Annotated in this window: 11 protein-coding genes; 6 read left to right on the top strand and 5 right to left on the bottom strand. The window is 61.3% G+C overall.

The window, feature by feature from the left end:
* Positions 1-4: 4 nt before the first annotated feature.
* Together ACFQY0_RS16630 and ACFQY0_RS16625 are read left to right on the top strand one after the other, a co-directional pair.
* On the top strand, positions 5-1,039 hold the full coding sequence (locus tag ACFQY0_RS16630) for a M23 family metallopeptidase (RefSeq protein ID WP_379714699.1): 1,035 nt from the start codon (positions 5-7) through the stop codon (positions 1,037-1,039).
* 58 nt (positions 1,040-1,097) lie between these two features.
* Positions 1,098-1,559, top strand: a complete 462-nt coding sequence (locus ACFQY0_RS16625; protein WP_379714697.1) for a RidA family protein — start codon at positions 1,098-1,100, stop codon at positions 1,557-1,559.
* A 78-nt stretch (positions 1,560-1,637) separates the two neighbouring features.
* Here the strand turns inward: ACFQY0_RS16625 and ACFQY0_RS16620 are convergent, their stop codons facing one another.
* Positions 1,638-4,667 (bottom strand): DUF7133 domain-containing protein, encoded by a 3,030-nt coding sequence (locus ACFQY0_RS16620; RefSeq protein ID WP_379714695.1) that lies wholly within the window; start codon positions 4,665-4,667, stop codon positions 1,638-1,640.
* Positions 4,668-4,798: 131 nt separating this feature from the next.
* Between ACFQY0_RS16620 and ACFQY0_RS16615 the strand changes: the two genes are divergently transcribed.
* The 4 genes from ACFQY0_RS16615 to ACFQY0_RS16600 all read left to right on the top strand — a co-directional run bounded on the left by ACFQY0_RS16615 (position 4,799) and on the right by ACFQY0_RS16600 (position 11,695).
* Positions 4,799-5,566: a TatD family hydrolase gene (locus ACFQY0_RS16615; protein WP_379714692.1), complete on the top strand. Its 768-nt coding sequence runs from the start codon at positions 4,799-4,801 to the stop codon at positions 5,564-5,566.
* A gap of 169 nt (positions 5,567-5,735) precedes the next feature.
* The gene (locus ACFQY0_RS16610; protein ID WP_379714690.1) at positions 5,736-6,473 is read left to right on the top strand and encodes a hypothetical protein; all 738 of its coding nucleotides are present in this window, start codon (positions 5,736-5,738) and stop codon (positions 6,471-6,473) included.
* 104 nt (positions 6,474-6,577) lie between these two features.
* A complete protein-coding gene (locus ACFQY0_RS16605; protein ID WP_379714688.1) occupies positions 6,578-8,203 on the top strand; it encodes a Y-family DNA polymerase in 1,626 nt (541 codons plus the stop codon).
* A 54-nt stretch (positions 8,204-8,257) separates the two neighbouring features.
* The gene (locus tag ACFQY0_RS16600; RefSeq protein ID WP_379714685.1) at positions 8,258-11,695 is read left to right on the top strand and encodes a DNA polymerase III subunit alpha; all 3,438 of its coding nucleotides are present in this window, start codon (positions 8,258-8,260) and stop codon (positions 11,693-11,695) included.
* A 32-nt stretch (positions 11,696-11,727) separates the two neighbouring features.
* Here ACFQY0_RS16600 and ACFQY0_RS16595 read toward each other — a convergent pair whose 3' ends face one another.
* The 4 genes from ACFQY0_RS16595 to ACFQY0_RS16580 form a co-directional block, all read right to left on the bottom strand.
* Positions 11,728-12,174, bottom strand: coding sequence for a hypothetical protein (locus ACFQY0_RS16595; RefSeq protein ID WP_379714683.1), 447 nt, complete (start codon positions 12,172-12,174; stop codon positions 11,728-11,730).
* Positions 12,175-12,459: 285 nt separating this feature from the next.
* Complete coding sequence (locus ACFQY0_RS16590) at positions 12,460-12,894, bottom strand: hypothetical protein (RefSeq protein ID WP_379714681.1); 435 nt, start codon at positions 12,892-12,894, stop codon at positions 12,460-12,462.
* A 132-nt stretch (positions 12,895-13,026) separates the two neighbouring features.
* Positions 13,027-14,382 carry a hypothetical protein gene (locus ACFQY0_RS16585; protein WP_379714678.1) on the bottom strand — a complete coding sequence of 452 codons (1,356 nt, stop codon included), beginning with the start codon at positions 14,380-14,382 and terminating at the stop codon, positions 13,027-13,029.
* Positions 14,383-14,437: 55 nt separating this feature from the next.
* A complete protein-coding gene (locus tag ACFQY0_RS16580) occupies positions 14,438-16,267 on the bottom strand; it encodes an arylsulfatase (protein ID WP_379714675.1) in 1,830 nt (609 codons plus the stop codon).
* Positions 16,268-16,273 lie beyond the last annotated feature (6 nt).

The following is a 16,273-nucleotide window of genomic DNA, read 5'->3' as shown; positions in this document are numbered from 1 at the left end:
CACCATGTTTCGATCACTGATCCTCGCCGCCCTGCTTCCGGCCATCAGCGCCGCCCAGGTCACCCAATTCCAACTGCCCACCGAAAACGAACACCTCTTCACCGGAGAACCGGAGAAGTTCTACATGTACGTCGATCGGAACTTCGAAGGCGTCGCCTCGAAACCATGGGAAGGCGGATCCTTTGGGCTTGTTAGAAACCCCATCCGTGTCGGCGGAAACGTCGAATACCTCCAGATCCACGAAGGCATCGATATCGCGCCCATCAAGCGCGACAAGGCCGGCAACCCGCTCGACCTCGTCATGTCGATCGCCGACGGCACCGTGGTTCATCTCAGCGACTCACCCGGGCGCTCGAATTACGGTCGCTACATCGTCGTCGCCCACCCCATCGATGCCTCCGGCAATGTCGTCCACAGCCTTTATGCCCACCTCGCCCGGGCCTCCGTCAAACCGGGCGACACCGTCAAACGCGGCTCCGTCCTCGGCCAGATGGGCTACACCGGTGCCGGCATCAATCGCACCCGCGCCCACGTCCACCTCGAACTCGGACTGCTCATGAGCCCTCGATTCGATGGCTGGATCCGGAGCTACGGCGGTGGCACCAACCACCATGGGAACTACAACGGCATGAACCTCATCGGCATGGACGTCGCCCGCTTCCTCACCGAGCAGCGCGCCAACCCCCAACTCTCGGTCACCGAATTCGTGCGCAAGAGCCCCGCCTATTTCAAAGTGACCATTCCACGGAACGGCAGCCTCGATTTCGCCAACCTTCATCCCTGGCTCGTCTACGGCGAACTCTCCCGCCCCGGCCCATCGTGGGAAATCTCCTTCACCGATACCGGCCTGCCCACCGGCATCACCGTCAGCCAGAGGAAAGTCAGCACGCCCATCGTCTCGGCTGTTAGAGACGCCAAAACACCTCACCGGTATCTAACACGTGGGCTGCTCTCCGGAGAAGGCAAGACCGCCACCCTTTCAAGCAGTGGCAAGAAACTCGTCGCCCTCATCGCCGGCAGTTTCCCCGATCCCCGATAAGCACCAACTTCGCCGATCATCGGAATTTGAAGTTCACCATCTAACGTTTTTTCACCACATGGACCAAACACTCGAACACCTTCAGTCCCTCGGACACACCCTGCCCGAAGTGCCCGCACCCGTCGCGGCCTACGTCAACTGCGTCCGCAGCGGCAACCTGCTCTACCTCTCCGGCGGACTCCCCATCGATGGCGACCGCAAGATCCTCGGCAAGATCCCCAGCGATGTCTCCATCGAGGAAGGTCAGGAAGCAGCGCGCATCATCATCCTCAATCGTCTCGCCGTCATCAAAGCTGAGATCGGCTCGCTCGACAAAATCAAGCAAGTCGTCGCCCTCAATGGCTTCGTCAACTCCGAGCCCGACTTCTATGGCCACCCCCAGGTCATTAACGGCGCCTCCGAGTTCCTCATTGAAATCCTCGGCGAGCGCGGCAAGCACTCCCGCACCGCCCTCGGTGCCGCCGCCCTGCCCCTCAACGTCGCCGTCGAAATCAACCTCGTCGTCGAAGTCGAGGCCTGAGGAAGGGCCGGGTTGGGCAGCCGCCCATTTCCCGCACCTTCTAACAGGGGCACCGGCTTGCAACCGTTGCCCTCCCCCTCAGTTCACCTTCAGCGAGGCGAGGTATTCCACCAGATCGACAAACTCACCCAGCGTGAGATTGCTCGCCAGCCCCGGCGGCATCATCGAAGTCGACTGGTGGTCCCGTTTCGCGATGTCCGCGATCTTTACCTCTGTCGCGATTCCCGCGATGTCGCGAATCTCCAGCACGCCATCCTCATCGCGTGTCACAAAGCCCATTTTCACGGATCCATCCTTCAGCGTCAGCAACTCCGTCTGGAAACCCTGCGCCACCACTGCATTCGGATCCAAGATCGATTCAATGAGGTAGTCCCGCGTGAAGCCGCTCCCCGCCGATCCCAGATAAGGCCCCTTTTGCACCGCCGCCTGATCAATCGCATGGCAAGCGATGCAGCCCTGCCGGTTAAAGAGCGTCGCCCCATTCGCCACGTCGCCCTTTCCTTCCATCGCTGCCTTCATCACCTCGGCCGCATCCAGCTCCGCCACGATCTTTCCTCCGCTCGCTGCCGTCGATGCCAGCATCTCCTTGGTCCGCTTCGCCTCTTGGATCAGGGTGTCGTTGTCGCTATCGATCGCCGCCGCAATCTGCTCATCAAATCCCGTCAACTTCAGGTCCTGCAGTGCGAGAAAGAAGCCGACCTGCCGGGGATTGTTCTTCACCAGCTTGAGCGCCTGCTCCCGGAACATCTCCTTGGCCAGGGGGCTTTGAGAAAAGCTCAGCAACGCACGCCACGCGATGCGGCTCATCTGATCATCTTCCTTCACGGCCACCTGATGCAGCGTCTTGATCTCGAGAATCAGCGCCGGCGATGAAATGAAATCCGTCACTTCGCGCTCCGCCACCTCGCCGAGCGCCTCCTCCTGAAGCCACTTCGAAAGAATCTCGATCCGGTTCCGCAGGACCTCGGCCGCATCACCTCGCCCGAGCGAACGGTAGCAGCGAAGCCTCACCTCCCATGGGCGATCCGCGTCGAGCGCCGCACTCGTCAGCAACGCAATGTTTCCCTGGCTCAACTCCGTCGACCCAAGGGCCATCATCAACGGATCACGCTCGCCCAATTCCAACGCTGAAATATCAATCCGGTTCTTCGCCATCACCTCGATCAAGCGTCCATGCTCCGACTTCGGTGCCTTCGCAAACGCGCGCTCCAGAATCGTCTTCACCTTCGGCGTCCCCGACCACTCGCTCACCAGGAAATACGGCCCGCGGTCATCCGGACGCGTCCCCCACCAGTCCTTCTTGTCCCACTCACCCTCGGTGTAAAAAAGACGCGCCAAGGTTTTCACCAAATCAAACCTCAAGGACTCATCGACCTCCTCCTTCACCAGCAAGTTCTCCAATCCCGACACCACCTCATCCGTGTGCATCAACTGCAGCGCCTGCAAGGCCACCGCACGAGTCGCAGGATCCGATGCCGCTTCCAAACAAGCTTCCCAGGCCTCCAGCCCCGCCAGCGCCTGCACCGTCGCATGCGGAATCCGGTAATCCTCACCCGCCCCGAGCGAAAGCCGTTCTTCCCAGGTCTCCGAGCCCAAGGCAATCAACTCCGACGCCGCATCCTTCGCTCCCAAGCGCTGCAAACCGATCACCGCCTGCAAACGCACCCGGGGATTCGCATCCTTCAAGCCTCTAACAAAAGCATCACTCGGCACACCCTCAAGCTGGTCCTTACGATCCGCCACAGCCCTCAACACAAACTCCCGAATCGCCTCATCGCCAACATTCTCTAACAGAGCCGCATTCGCCTCAGCCCCATCCAGCTGCTTGAAGGTGAAAATCGCCGCCACCCGCGAGTAAAGGGGCAGCTCGCCATCCTTGATCAAAGCGACAAGACCATCCGCCACTGCCGGCTTCCCACCTCGCTTCAGCAACTCACGCTGAGCTTCCAAGCGACGCACCGCCGATCGATGCGCCACCTGCTTCACCAGATCCGCATCACCCATCTTCGCCAGATCCGGCCAGGCCTCCACCTTCATCCCGGGCATCGTCAGACGCTGCACCAAGCCAACCTTCACTCCCTCCCCTGCATAAACAAATCTCCCACCCCGCCAGTCGCAGACATACAAGTGCGACTCTCCATCGACGTCCATATCCACCGCCCGAGCCAGCGTCATGAAATCCTCCTGCTCCGCCTTGAAACTCGCCTCAAAGGGCTCCAGCGCATGCTTGTAAATTTTCCCCGTCGTCCAGTCACAGGTGTAAAGCTGATCACCCATCTCCCCCGGAAAACCCGGCTCATGAAGGTACAGAGCACCGGTTCCCGAGCCCCCACCCACATCTAACAGCGGCTTCACCGCCTCCGATGTGAAATTCTTGTAGAGTCTCGGATACCCATGCTCAGAACCATTCGTGAAGTGATGCACGCGCGTGTCCCACCCTTTGCCATCGTTCGTATTGTCGCGCGTGAACATGTCCAGATACGGACTGATCGCCACATCGCAATTGTTCCGCGTGTGATACGAATACACCTCAAGCTGACTCCCATCCGGACGAACCCGCGCCACACCACCACCATGCAAGGTCACCACCCGGCCATCCGTCCCCCTCGTCCCCTCCATCCCGAAATCCCCCACCGCAATATAAAGCCAGCCATCAATCCCCATCCGGCAACCATTCGTCGTGTGATCCGACCCCCGTGGGTGATTCAGACCAAAACCGATATTCTCCAACAGCACCTTGTGCTCGTCCGAAACCCCATCGCCATTCGTATCGCGGAACGAACTCAGAAACGGCGGATGAATGAGGTAAAGCGTATCGCCCACAAAATGCCCACCGCGCGGACTGTCGATCTTCGGCACGAAATCGAAAAACTCATCCGCCTTGCCATCGCCGTCCGTATCTCGACAGGAAACCACCTTTCCCACCTCCTTGTCCTTACCCAGGGAACCATTGCGGTCCGCGGACACATAGACCGTCCCATCCGCTGCCGCTGTCAACGCCGTCGGGTACTCCACTTGGAAAGGCTTCGCAAAAATCGTCATCTCAAAGCCCTCGGGATCCGCGTGGCAAAATGACGTAAGAGTGATGGCGAAAAGAGGCACTTTCATAACAAAAATCAGCTCACAAAGAGAAGGAGCCCCTCTTACGCGACCCACCGGCCCATTCTTAGTCCCGATCGAGGGTTTCCGCCCATTTTTCCCCTCATTGAAGTTTGAAGTTTAGAATTTAGAGTTGCCCCGTGCTCGACGCCCACAACCACCTCCAGCGCTTCTCCGATCCCGACCGCATCATCGCCGAAATGAAAGCCGTTGGCATCACCGGCTGCGTCGTCAATGGCACCTCCGAGAGCGACTGGCCACAAGTCGCCGAGCTTGCCGAACGCCATTCCGACTTCGTCCAACCCGCCTTCGGTCTCCACCCCTGGTTCGCTCACCAGCGATCTAGCAACTGGTTCGGCACCCTGACCACCTACCTCGACCGTTTTCCCCATGCCTCCATCGGCGAATGCGGACTCGATCGCTGGGTCAAGCATCCCGAGATCGACGAACAAATCCTCGTCTTCCTTCCCCAGCTCGCCCTCGCCCGCGAGCGAAACCTTCCCATCACCATCCACGCCCTCAAAGCCTGGGGTCCGCTGTTAGATGCCCTTGAGAAGGAACCTCCACCCGCCTGCGGCTTTCTCCTCCATTCCTTTGGCGGCACGCCCGAACTCGTCACCCAGCTCATCCCCCTCGGCGCCCGCTTCTCCTTCTCCGGCTACTTCCTTCATCCGAAAAAATCCGCCGTCCTCGAGTCCTACCGCGCCATTCCCTCTGAGCGACTGCTTCTCGAGACCGACGCCCCCGAAATGCTCCCCCCGGAGGAAATCATCAGCCACCCCCTCCCCGAAGAAAGGAACCACCCCGCCAACCTCCCCGCCATCGCCCAAGCCTTGGCCAAGCATCTTCGCCGCCCCCTCGAAGAGCTCACTCGAAGCTGCTCCTATTTCCAGAAACCGGACCGCTGACTTTCCTGCCCTCCGTTGCTTTTGGCGAAGGGGGAAGTCGACGCTGAAATCGTAACCGCGGCAGCTCGAAGCAGCCTCATCAGCCGAGCCATCCTCCAAGAAAACACCCGCGCCGAACACTGTTCACTTGAACATTTTGAAATCCCCCTCAAAATGTTCATCGCGTCCCATGCCAAGCGAAACAGTCATCGCCTTACGGAAACAGCTCCGCGAAAAATTCCCCGCCGCCCATCGCGAGGAGCAAGGGCGCTCCCGCCCTGTCGCCTCACCCCAGCCAGCCGAAGCCCCGACTTCCCCGACTTCCCTGTCCTCCCTGGCCCGGAGGGCGACGGAGGGTCACTTCCCCCTCAACTGCCCCTCGGAGCCTTGGCCAAGTGGGTGCACTCGGCACTATCTACCCGGCGCCATCACCGAGATTTCCCCCGCCGCCCCCTCCTGCGGCCTCTCCCTCATCGTCGCCGCCCTTCTTTCCCAGGAAGAAGCAGACGAACCCCGCCTGCCGCTCGTCCTCATCGACACCCGCGACCGCTTCGACCCCGCCTCCTTCAGCTCCGATGAATGCGCCCGGCTTCTCTGGCTTCGTTGTCAGAACAGCACCCAGGCTCTCCGCGCTGCCGACCTTCTGCTACGCGATGGCAATCTCCCGCTCGTTCTTCTCGATCTCTCCTCACTCCCAGCTCGCGAACTGCGCCGCATCCCAAGCGCTTCCTGGCATCGGCTTCGCCAGCTCGCTGAAAGCACCGACGCCGCCCTTCTCGCCCTCACCCCCACCCCCCTCATTCCCCGCACCGCCCTGCGTCTCACCCTCACTCGTCAATTCACCCTCGACGACCTCCACCTCTCCCGCCCCGAACTCCTCGCCACCCTCCAAACCCAGACCACCCGCCACCTCCACCAAACCGCGTAGAGCCCATACGGAGAAGGAGTTTGCAACTCCTTCCCCAGCCACACATCCCCGTGCCTTTCACTTCACACTGATCACTGATCACTCGGCACTGTCGCGAAGCGACCATGTACCTCACCCTCCATCTCCCATCCCTCCCCCTCGAAGCGCTTCTCCGCCACCAGCCGGAAAAGCGGCGCTTCCCCTGTGCCGTCGCCGCTACGGAGAAATCGCAGCACAGCGTCCCGATCCTCGCCCTCAACCGTCGCGCCGCCGCCTTTCATCTCGAACCCGGATTCTCCATCACCCGCGCCCTCGCCCGCTGCCCTCGACTCCTCGTCCTTCCACGCGACCCCGAAGCCGAAGCCCATGCTCTGCGCGACCTCCTCCAACTCGCCGAATCCCTCACTCCCGACTTCGAGCTCACCACTCCCGACACCCTCACCCTCGACCTCTCTCTCCATCCCCAATTTCAAATCTCAAATTTCAAATCCCCCATCGAAGCCCTCGGCCTCCCCGCCCACCTCGCCAGCGGCCCCACCCCCGATCTCGCCCACCTCTTTTCGCTCTCTCCCAGCACCTCCGACAGCCTCGTGTTCCGTGGCCCCCACTCCCGCTGGAGCCATGGCTCCCACAGCTCATTCCCCTCTCAGAATGTTCCACAGGAAGTGTTCCACAACCTCCCGCTCCACCTCGCCCGGCACCTTCCTCATTTGGAATTAGAAAATGGAACATTGGAAATTTCAAACATGTGGGGTCTCCACAGCCTCGGCGATCTCGCCCGCCTTCCGCGACAGGATCTCGCCGAAAGACTCGGCCCCGCCATCGCCCAACTCCACGACATCCTCCACGTCAAACATCACCGCCCACTGCGTTTGATTCATCCGATTGAATCGTTCGTTTCATCCATCCATCTGGAACACCCCATTGAATCTTCACAAGCACTTCTTTTCCTCATCCGTAAATATCTTCAAAATATACTGAATCGTCTTAATTCCAGATATTTAAAAGCAAATCAAATCCATGTCTCCTTAAAGCTTTCAAACGAAAGCTTGAAACAAATAGCAATCGACCTTCCTGAGCCTTCAGCTGCGCTCGAAACTCTGCTTGCTCCCCTCCAGAGTCGACTTGAATCCCTGCAGCTTTCCGCCCCCATTGAGAGTCTCGAACTCTCCCTCACTCCCAGCGAATCGAGTTCCGGCCAGCACCAACTTTTCGGTCACAGCATTCGCCAGCCCCATCGCCTCGCCGACACCTTGATCCGTCTCTCCGCTCTCCTTGGCGACGCGCAAATCGGTTTCCCTGTCCCTCACTTCACCCACCGTCCCGACAGCTTTCACCTCGCTTCCGCCCACCGCCTCTTCGGCAGCGCGGGTTTGCAACCCGCTTCACAAGCTCAGCTCCCACCCTCCCGTCGCAAAGCGACGCAAACCAACACTGATCACTGTCCACTGATCACTGATCACCCCCGCGCCAGCGGGCCACCTCTCTCCCGCTTCCGGCCTCCCCTCGAGATCGCCGTCGCCTTTGACCCACCCGCCCGAGGTCACCCCCAGCCTCTCGCCCTCCTCACGGGCCCCCATCGGGGCCGGATCCTCAAAAGCCATGGCCCCTTCCCCATCTCCGGCCACTGGTGGAGCCCTTCCGAATCCTGGCAGCAGCTCGAATGGGACATCGAGCTCGAAACCCACCACCTCCTCCGCCTCTCCCACACCCCTCCCGACCTCTGGCACCTCCAAGGCCACTACTTTTAAAACCTCATCCCTTCAGAAACTTGGCGTCCTTGGCGACTTGACGCTTCCAATCTTATGTCCTTCACCGAATTCCACGCCCGTTCCGCCTTTTCCTTCCTCCACGGCGCCAGTCTCCCCGAGACCATGGTCGCGCGTGCCGCCGCCCTCGGCTACTCGTCCATCGCCATCACCGACCGACTCGGTTTCCAAGGTTCCGCCCGCGCCCACGCCACCGCCCGTGAGCACGGCATCCGCGCCCATGTCGGCACCATTCTCGAAAGCCATGGCCGCCCCAGCGTCGTCGCCCTCGCCGCCACCCGCCAAGGCTACTCCCAACTCTGCCAGCACCTCACCACCCACCTCGGGAGCGCGGGTTTGCAACCCGCTTCACAACCCCAGCCCTCCCCCCCTCGCGAAGCCACACTCCTCATTGATCATTGGAACATTGAAAATTGGAAATTCGATCACGGAGTGATCGCAACGACCGGCGACCGCGATTTCCAACTCCCCCGCCTGCTCCTGCAGGGAAAAAAGCAGGAAGCCGAAAGCCACCTCCAGCAACTCATCCAGCAATTCGGTCACGGCAACCTCTACATCCAGCTGACCCGCCATCACCTCCGCGATGACCCCCGCCTCAACCGCCAGCTCATCGAGCTCGCCCACCAGCTCCGCCTTCCCCTCATCGCCAGCAACGCCCCGCTCCACGCGACCCGCGCCGACCGGCTCCTCTGCGATGCCTTTACCTGCCTCCGCCACCACACCACCCTCGACCAGGCCGGCGCCTTGCTCGCCCCCAATGGCGAACGCCACCTCAAGTCGCCGCGCCAAATGGGCGAGCTCTTTGCCGACCTCCCCGAAGCCATCGCCAACACCCAGCGCCTCGCCGAGCGCCTCGAATTCACCCTTGAAAACCTCGGCTACCAATTTCCCGACGCCCACGATGCGAGCGACCACCCGCTTTCCCTCCCCGAGCAAGCCACCCAGCTCCGGCGCCACACCTACCACGGCGCCCACCTTCGCTACGGCACTCTGACCCGTAAGATCAAAGCCCAGCTCGAACACGAACTCGCCCTCATCCAGAAGCTCGGCTTTCAGGGCTACTTCCTGATCGTCCACGACATCATGGACTTCGCCAAAGCCCACGGCATCTTCTGCCAAGGCCGAGGCTCCGCCGCCAACTCCGCCGTCTGCTACGCGCTGGGCATCACCAACGTCGACCCCATCGGCGGCGGCCTGCTTTTCGAGCGCTTCCTTTCCGAGAACCGTCGCTCCTGGCCCGACATCGACATCGACTTTCCCTCCGGTGAGCGCCGCGAGCTCGTCATCCAGCACGTCTTCGAAAAATACGGCCCGCGTGGTGCCGCCATGACCGCCAACGTCATCACCTACCGCCCCAGATCGGCTTTCCGCGAAATGAGCAAGGTCCTCGGCTTCCCTCCCGCCATCGCCGACCGCTTCTCCGACATCCACGCCTCCCCCCGCAGCGGCGAAACCGGCAGCAAAGAGCCCCCCGCCAATAGGGAGAAGGAGTTTGCAACTCCTTCCGCCACCACCCCAGCCTCATCAACCCCGTGCCTTTCACTTCACACTGATCACTCGGCACTCGGCACTCCCGCAAAGCGGGCCATCACTCCCGCGCAGCGCGACCTCTTCACCGCCGCCGGCATCCCCGCCTCCCACCCGCGCCTCCCCGCGCTCCACCACCTCTACCACGCCGTCCTCGCCCTGCCGCGCCACCTCGGCCAGCACTCCGGCGGCATGATCATCTGCGACCGAGGCCTCGACCACATCGTCCCACTCCAACCCGCCAGCATGCCCGGCCGCACCATCGTCCAGTGGGACAAGGACGACTGCGAAGACCTCGGCATCGTCAAGGTCGACCTGCTCGGCCTCGGCATGCTCGCCGCCATCGAAGACTCCCTCGCCATCTGCGAAAAGCGCGGCCACCCCATCGATCCCGCCACCATCCCGAAGGACGACCCCGCCGTCTTCGAGCTGCTCTGCCGCGCCGACACCATCGGCACCTTCCAAGTCGAGTCCCGCGCCCAGATGGCCACCCTGCCGATCATGAGGCCTCAGAATTTCTACGACCTCGCCATCGAAGTCGCCATCATCCGACCCGGCCCGATCGTCGGCGACCTCCTCCACCCCTACCTCAACCGCCGCCAGGGGATCCACGACGTCGACTACATCCACCCCTCCCTCGAACCGATCCTCCACCGCACCCTTGGCGTTCCGCTCTTCCAGGAACAGGTCCTGCGCATGGCCATGACCCTCGCCGACTTCGATGGCTCCGAAGCCGACGAGCTTCGCCGCGCCATGGCCTTCAAGCGGGCCGACGAAAAAATGGAACGCATCGCCACCAAACTCCGCCAACGCATGAGTGAAAAAGGCATTCTGTTAGATGCTCAGGAAAAAGTCATCCAATCCATCGGCTCCTTTGCCCTCTACGGTTTCCCCGAAAGCCACGCCATCTCCTTCGCCCTGATCGCCTACCTCTCCTGCTGGATCAAAGTCCACCACCCCGCCGAATTCTACTGCGGCCTGATCAACAACCAGCCGATGGGCTTCTACTCCGTCAACACCCTCATCGAAGACGCCAAACGCCACCGCGTCCGCAGCAAACCCATCTCCGTGGTTCATAGTAGTTACGCCACCACGGTCCTCGACAACCATCATCTCCGCCTCGGTCTCCATCGTCTCAAAGGCCTCAAAAAGTCCACCGCCCAGCGCCTCGTCGACGAGCGAAACGAGCGCCCCTTCGAATCCCTTCCCGACTTCCTCCGTCGCGTCGCGCCCAACGACAAGGAGCGCCGCCTCCTCGCCGCCAGCGGCGCCCTCAATCCCCTCCCCGAAGTCGAGCACCGTCGCCACGCCCTCTGGCAATCCGAACTTCCTCTCTTCGACGACCTTTTCTCCCGTAGCTGCGGCGGCAATACCGCCCTCCATCGCGAAGCGATTCATCCAACATCCAACATCCATCATCCATCATCTTCCCTTCTCCCCCCCATGTCCGACAGCGAGCGCCTCGCCGCCGACCTCTCCCTAACAGGTTCCACCACCGGCCCTCACCCCATGGCCCTCTGGAGAGCGGGTTTGCAACCCGCTTCAACAAACTCCCCCGATGCGAAGCATCGCACTTCATCACTTCCCACTTCCCACTCGGCACTCGGCACTGGCGCGAAGCGCCCCTACCGCGCCACCGAGCTCCACAAACTCCCCCATGGCCTCCCCGTCACCATCGCCGGCATGGTCATCTGCCGGCAGCGCCCTTCCACCGCCAAAGGTCACTGCTTCATCTCCCTCGAAGACGAAACCGGCATCGCCAATCTTTTCGTCCCGCGCGACACCTTCCACGCATACAAGCTCCTCATCACCACCGAGCCCTTTCTCCTCATCGAAGGCCGTCTGCAAATCTCCGAAGGCGGCCAACCCACGGTCTACACCACTGCCCTTTTCCCCCTCCCCGGCATCACCGCCGACCACGCCGCCGGCTCGCATGACTTCCACTAGGCACACTCAGCCGAGCATCTCCTCCCAGCACATTAGATCCCCTTCTGCCGGATCATCTCGCTGAGCTGCTTCTGGAAATCGATCACGTCTTCCTGCGAAGGACGGTATCCCGGCGTGTCCGGATCGAGTCCCGGGCGACCCTGCTGATCGAGCATCCAGATGGCCGTGCCGCCGTCCGAGAACGTCACCTTGCCGCTCACCAGAGCGCCGGGCATGGCGATGCTGTCCATCGTCACATGCACCTGCCCCGTCGGTTCAGGCTGCGCTTCAACCACGGGCTCGGGAGCTTTCGCCTCCTCCTTCTCGGTCTGGATCTCGATTCCCAGATCCAGGACCATGAAGCGCGCATCCATGTAGGTCATGCCAATCTGATACTCATCCTTGAGGCGATTTTGGAGGTCGGCAATCGACGCCCCTTCGGAAGCCCATTGGTGAAGGGACTGCTTCTGGGCATCGGTAAGTTGCTTGGCGCTGAACATCGGTGCTGATTCAGCCCTGCCCACCGCCATTTCCAAGCCTCAATTCCGGCAATCCGCCAAAGATCGCTGAAAACCCACCGACCTGCCCCGTTTCACTGCCCAATTCCCGCCATATTCGGACAAACCGGACCCGGATGGATCGGATGCATGCGATGGCAATTCTCGCCTTCAGAATCCCGCTACCACCCCGACTCCAAATTCACCGATTAGGAGCGCGCTCAGAACGTGAGCCTGAACAAGAACATCCTCATTCCTCCCCTCCATCCCGATCCAAATTCAGAACCCTCAATCCACCATTCCCACCCCTTCACGCCGTGCCTCCACCGCGAGCTGAAAGGCCTGACGGTCACCGTGACGTTTCACGGAGAACTTCACACAGCGCCGCTCCCCCGGTGCCGGGCACCAGGTTGCCTGCCAGAAATGATAGCTTGCCCCATTGCTGGCACTTACCACCACCTTGGAAACGCCAACCACACCGGACGAATTGCGCACCGATTTCAAACACACCCGCGCACCCGCCTCTTCCTCCAATTCCTCGATCAAGCGATCCCGCCAACTCTTCGCCTCCTCGTAGGCTCGCCGAGTCCCCCCACATTGCCGGTCGGCAAAAAACTTCCCGTAGCGGCGTCCGCGCCGCTGCATCCTCACCTGCCACCCATGTGTGCCAACACGCGGAAGATCAATCCGCGTGATGGCATAAGTATCGTCAGGAGTCCACATGGGCCGAAGGAAATGGTGCGGGCAAACTCACGCCATCCCTCAAGCTTGTCAATGAAAGGGCGGTTCCCCCAGGGAGCTGTGGCAAAGTGCGACGATTGCCGCCGTCACCACGCCCCCCAATCGCGTGCTCCATCAGCGACCACGGCCTCCGCGGCCACGATCACCACCACCACGACCCGCGTCGCCACTCAGAATTCTCTCTTTGACTTCGTCGCTGATTGCCGTGCTCTGCTGGACGTAGGCCTTCGCCGCGGCTTCATCTTCACGCATCCAGCGGCTCGCCGTCATTCCCACTGCACGGCTCCGATCCCGATCATCGGTGATGGTTTCCGCGAGGGTGATGGACTGCGATGGTGCCATCGAACGGTCGGTCCAGAGATAAGCCTGAGTCGCCGAATCTCGGATCTCTCCCTGCGGTTGGCTTTCGATGAAGCTCAATGCCGCCGTCGCATCCTGGCCCGCCCATGTCGCCATCACGTTGCGCATCCCATCGGAACCGCTCTCTTGAGAAGCCACCCAGGCTGCCGCAGCGGCCGGATCTTCACGAGCCCATGACGATCCCACGTCGCGGATCGCCCGCTCCTTTTCCCCACCTTCAGCCATCGATGAAATTTTCGCCGAAGCGCCCACGGGATCCGATTTGGCAAGCACACCGATCGCCGAGGCCAAGGCATCCTGCTTGTCCTCGCCCGTCAAAGTACTGATCCAAGCCTCAGCCGAAGCATAGTCGGACTGAGCCCACTTTTCAGCAATCTCGGAGTAAGCACGGTTGCGATCATCGCCTTCAAGCCCCGAAGCCACACTTGCCGCTTCGGCAGGGTCCTTCGCTGCCATCTCGCCCAGCACGGAAACGAGGGCCGAGCTCTTGTCGCGACCGTCCAGACCCTGAGCCCAATCGAGAGCCGCCTGAGGATCGAGCTTCGCCCACTCGCGAGCAATCACGCCCGCACCGTTGTCGCCACCCGGACCACCCCGGCCACCCATGTCGGCGAAATCATTCGGGTTCTCGCTGAAATACTTGGCCGCATTCACGGGATCCACGCTTGCCCAGCTCCGCAGCACCGTCGGTTTGGCGAACATGCCGCCAAAGCCCATGGTCTTGGTGAAGGCGAGCGCACCTTGAGGATCGATTTCACCCCACTGGCTGAAAAGCAGCATCGAGGCCATGATCCGGTCACCCATCGGCAAGCTGTCCAGGTTCTTGGCAGCTTCCTCCAACTGCGCGGCATCCATCCCGGCATAAAGATCCATCAGCGATTGCAAACGCGCCAACTGGCTCGGTTCGCGCAGCGCCCCTTCCACGCTATCGGCTCGTGAGAGACGCTCGTCACCGCTGCCACTGCGCTTGCTTTCGCGAACCAGGCTGACGCTCGATCCTGATGCGTCCGCCGTCTCCCCACCAGAGGAGCTCGCTGCTTTTCCTACCAGAAAGCCCCCGGCACTTCCTACGAGAAGCGCCGCTATTCCTACTGAGATACCTTGTTTCATGATTTTTTGCGATCGTGCTGCATTCGCCAACCCCTGAGGAAATCGAAAGTTGCGACTATTTTTCAGGGGCCTCCTTGACGTGGAACTCGGCCTTCGAGCGCTTGCGCTCGCCAAGCCGTTCGAGCTCGACAAAAAACGCCCCCAATTTCCGCGGCCCCAGCAGTTGCCCCTCGAACCAGGCTTCCAGTTCGACCGGTCCGGCATCCAGATCCAGCAACAAGCTCAGCTCGGTCGCTCCTTCCAGCACCTTGAGCTGCACCTCCTCCTGCCCCACCCGGACATGCGCCGTTCCCGGTCTCAGCTTCGCTAAATGTGCCACCTCATCCTTGCTCGCCTCTTTCGGCAGCAGAGCCATCCGGATCTGGTAATTCCCTGCCCGCGCCGCCTCCAACTTCCAGTGACCCGAGGTCCCCGGCAAAGCATTCCGCGTCCCCGCCACGCGCGCCTTATCGAGGAAATTCCGGATCCCTAGCTGATGGGAAAATGCCTGGCGGTTCCCCGCTTCCTCCTCACGGGATGGCCACCAGTCGTGTGCCGTCAGCTCCACCACCTGCTGCTCACCACCAATCACCTGCCGCACCGGCTCGCGCACGATCGGCACCACCGATTCCCACCAGCGCCCGTATTCCATCAGCAAGCGCGTCGCCTCCTCAGGATGCTTTTCGAAAACATTCACCTTCTGCCCCGGATCTTCCTGCATGTCGAAAAGCTCCAGGCCCACCAGACGCCAGCGTTCGTCTCTAACAGAGAAGTCCTTCGAACGAAAACGCTCCGGGCTTTCATCCCCCGGCCAGCGTCCGAGATGGGTAAACAAGGTCCGTTTCGAAGGAAACTTCTCCTGTCCCAGCAAGGCCGCCGAAAGGTCCAAACCATCTCCCTTCCAGCCCTCCGGCAACGCCACTCCGCACAGCCCGGCGACACTCGGCATCACATCCACATGCGCCGTCGGAGGAAGAATCGACGCCCCCGCCGCCACCTTGCCCGGCCATCTGACAAAGCACGGCACCCTCACGCCGCCTTCATCCACCGACGCCTTCGCTCCCTTCATCCCCGCATTGAAATGAGGCACTGCCGAGCCGTTGTCGGTCATGAAAATCACGATCGTTTCCTCCTCCATTCCCAACTCCTCAATCCGCCCTAACAGCCGTCCGAGATTTGCATCGATGTTCTCGATCATCGCATAGAACGAAGCCGCCGGTTCATCCAACCCCCGCTCCTTCAGCTCCTCCGCCTTGCCTTTCGGTGCATCGTACGGATCGTGCGGCGCATTCGTCGCCAACCACAGCAAGAACGGCTTTCTCGCTGTGACCTGGGTTTCCATCCACTTCGTCGCCTCTGCGAAAAACACATCCGTGCAGTAGCCATCCGTCGCCACCCAGCCATTCTTTCGGCGGATCATCGGATCCCAGTAAGTATTCCCCCAGCGGTCCGGCGTCTGGCCGATCCCGCCACCGCCATGCACGAAGACCTCATCAAAGCCCCGATCCTCCGGACGGCATGGCGCGTTGTCACCAAGGTGCCATTTCCCAAAAATCCCCGTCGCATAGCCCGCCCCCCGCATCACCTCCGCCAGCGTCGGCAGCCCCGGACGCAACAAACTGCGCCCCGCCACGGTGTGACTCACTCCCACCGCGAATTCATGCCGACCCGTCAACAAGGCCGCCCGCGTCGGCGCACAGGTCGGACTCACAAAGAAACGATCCAAGGCCGTGGACTCCTCACGCAGCGCATCCATCGCCGGCGTCCTCAGATCCGGATTGCCATGCGCCGAGACGTCGCCGTAGCCCTGATCGTCCGTCAGCACGATCACCACATTCGGTCCCGCAAGCAGCACCGACGAAAGCAGTAGTTTGGTCACTGCGACCCGCACCAAGATAGCCAGCATCAGGCA

Origin of the sequence: Haloferula chungangensis (genome assembly GCF_042664875.1) — a bacterium.
In the GTDB taxonomy this organism is placed as follows: Bacteria; Verrucomicrobiota; Verrucomicrobiia; order Verrucomicrobiales; family Akkermansiaceae; genus Haloferula; species Haloferula chungangensis.
This window is presented reverse-complemented; position numbering and strand designations above follow the sequence as displayed.